We start from the raw sequence: 2,792 nt of genomic DNA on the forward strand, positions 1-2,792 counted from the left end.
CTAGCGAGATGTGCCGCGAGGCAGGAACTGAACTCGTTCAGGCAGGCTGCCGGTACTTGTTGAGCGCGTTCAGTTCCAACCGTCGCTGCACGGTAGCCTCAACCCGACTCAGGTGTGCTGAGCAGGGCGGATGATTTATTGGCACCCGCAGGGTGTCGCAGGTTCGAATCCTGCCTGGGGCACAGGTAAGCAGCAGGGCAGGTGCCCGTCGAGGTTCGAGTGCTGGTGGATCAGCGCGGCGTGCTCGGAGGACTGGCTGGCGCGGACCATCGTGTCTTTGAGGGTCCCGCGCGACTGCGTCGCGAGCGTGTGACCGGTGTGACGAAGATCGTAGAAACGGAAGTACCCGACAGCCCGGCCCCTACGCGAGCCTTTGAAGAGCAGGCCGAGCGTGCTGCGTCGAGAGCATGGGGGCGGAGCGCCATGCGCCGGCGACCCTGCGTAACATCCTCCGTTAGTAGCGGCCGTGTGCAGGTGGGTTTCGTCACTCTCAGGAATGGATCACGCGACCGGGCAGTTGACCCCGGGCAGTTCATCAACCATTGGAGGAGAGCTCGCATGGCGACATCGCCGACAACGTCGACCGCCGCCACCCCGGATGGCAGCGGTATTGGCCTGCGATCTGAACGGGGCCCGGTGTTGATCGCGATCATGCTCAGCACCGGCCTCGTCGCACTCGACTCCACGATCCTTGCCACCGCCGTCCCGTCCGTAGTGCGAGACCTGGGTGGCTTCTCCCAGTTTCCCTGGCTGTTCTCGGTCTACCTGCTCACCCAGGCGGTCACCGTGCCGCTGTATGGAAAATTCGCCGATTCGCTCGGCCGCAAGCCGGTGATGTTCTTCGGCATCGCGGCCTTCCTGCTCGGCTCCGTACTGTGTGGAGTTGCCTGGAGCATGCCCCTGCTGATCGTCGCCCGGGCCGTTCAGGGCATCGGGGCCGGTGCGGTGCAGCCGATTAGCATGACGATGGTCGGCGACCTGTACACCGTGACGGAACGCGCCCGGGTGCAGGGCTACGTCGCCAGCGTCTGGGGCATCGCCTCGGTGATCGGGCCGACTCTCGGCGGCCTGTTCTCCGAGTACCTGTCCTGGCGACTGATCTTCTTCGTCAACCTGCCGCTCGGCGCCGTCGCTGTCTGGATGCTGAGCCGGCACTTCTCCGAGAAGGTGACCCGCAAGAACGACAAAAAGGTGGACTACGCCGGCGCGGCCGCCCTCACCGGTGGGTTCTCGCTGCTCATCCTCGGCCTTCTGGAGGGCAGCGTGGCCTGGGGCTGGGCCTCGCCGCCGAGTATCGCGATTTTCGTCATCGGCATTGCGCTGCTGGTCGGGTTCTTCCTGATCGAGCGCCGCGCGGCCGAGCCCGTGCTGCCGCCGTGGGTGTTCCGTCACCGCATCCTGGCGGGCGGCAACCTATCCGCGCTGGTCATCGGCGCGCTGATGATCGGCCTGAGCTCCTACCTGCCGACCTATGCGGAGGGCGTCCTTGGGAAGAGCGCCGTCGTCGCCGGTTTCGCCCTCGCCGCGCTGACCGTGGGATGGCCTCTCGCGGCCAGCCTGTCAGGGCGGATCTATCTCAGGATCGGGTTCCGGGACACCGCGCTGATCGGCAGTGTGTTCGTCGTCGCCGGTGCCGTGCTGGTCACGTTGCTGGGTGAGCACACCTCGATCTGGTTCGCCGCGCTCGCCGCGTTCGTCCTAGGCGTCGGACTCGGCCTGTCCGCAAGCCCGACGGTGGTGGCCGCCCAATCGGTGGTTACCTGGGAGCGGCGCGGCGTGGTGACGGCGACCAACATGTTCAGCCGCTCGCTGGGCAGCGCGGTCGGGGCGGCAGTGTTCGGCGCGATCGCCAACGCCAGCCTGGCCGCCAGTTATGCCAACCCGCCAGCGGCCGTGGCAGGCAAGCTGTCCGGCAGCGTGAACGCCACCAGCCTGACCTTCGGTCCGGCGCCGAAGTCCGAACTTCCCGCGGTGGCGCGTTTCCTGCGCGACTCGCTGTACGAGGCCACCCACCACGTTTTCCTCGGACTGGTCGTGCTGGCGGTGCTCGGGGTCGGCGCGCTGCTGCTGATGCCGCGACACAGTGAACCGCTCGCCTTCGACTGACAAGGGGACGGCTCACCGTAGGTCGCGGGACATTGCGGGTGCCGATTATTACGTCCGCGCTGGTCAGGCGGCATGAGCGTACTCGTGGAGGGTGCCGCCGAGTCGATCACGTCGATGGACGTCGAGGCGGTCGACTCGGTCCGGTTCGGTGATCGGTTCGGGGACGGGCTGCAGGGGTGCCGCGCTGTTCAGGGTGCGGTGAGGCCGGTGCTGGTTGTAGAACGACTCGAACTCGCCGAGGGCGTAGAGCAGATGGGCCTGGTTCCAGATCAAGGTACGGTCGAGGAGTTCGTGTCTGCAGGTCTGCACCCAACGTTCCATGATCGAGTTCATGCGGGGAACGCGGATGCCGGTGGTGACGATCTCGATGCCCTCGGCCTCGAAGACGGCGTTGAATGCCCGGGTGTATTTGCTGTCGCGGTCCCTGATCAGGTGCGTGACCGTGGTGGCCGCGTCCTGGAGGTCCATCACCAGGTTTCGGGCGGCCTGGGTGACCCAGTCCGCGGTGGGGTGGGCGGTTACGCCGAGGATGCGGATGCGGCGGCTGGCGTGCTCGATGACGGCGAAGACGTACACGCTCGCGCCGTTCAGGGTGGTGGCGGTGAAGAAGTCGCAGGCCAGGATCGTGTGGGCCTGGCCCCGTAGGAAGGCGGCCCAGGTTGGGTGGTCGCGTTCAGGTGCGGGCT

2 protein-coding genes and 1 pseudogene are annotated in these 2,792 nt (G+C 66.7%); 1 reads left to right on the forward strand and 2 read right to left on the reverse strand.

The features are described 5' to 3' along the window. Positions 1–207: 207 nt before the first annotated feature. Positions 208–402, reverse strand: a pseudogene (locus EFK10_RS51700) (tyrosine-type recombinase/integrase); the annotation flags it as partial. Between the two features lie 249 nt (positions 403–651). On the opposite strand from EFK10_RS51700, the gene EFK10_RS45950 reads away from it, so the two are divergent. Beyond that, positions 652–2,106: an MDR family MFS transporter gene (locus EFK10_RS45950; RefSeq protein ID WP_240677878.1), complete on the forward strand. Its 1,455-nt coding sequence runs from the start codon at positions 652–654 to the stop codon at positions 2,104–2,106. Between the two features lie 63 nt (positions 2,107–2,169). On the opposite strand, the gene EFK10_RS45955 is transcribed toward EFK10_RS45950, so the two are convergent. Next, positions 2,170–2,792 (reverse strand): integrase core domain-containing protein (locus tag EFK10_RS45955; protein ID WP_164836480.1); only part of this gene is annotated, 623 nt, incomplete at its 5' end.

Source organism: Streptomyces soli (assembly GCF_003999195.1).
Lineage (GTDB): Bacteria > Actinomycetota > Actinomycetes > Streptomycetales > Streptomycetaceae > Actinacidiphila > Actinacidiphila soli.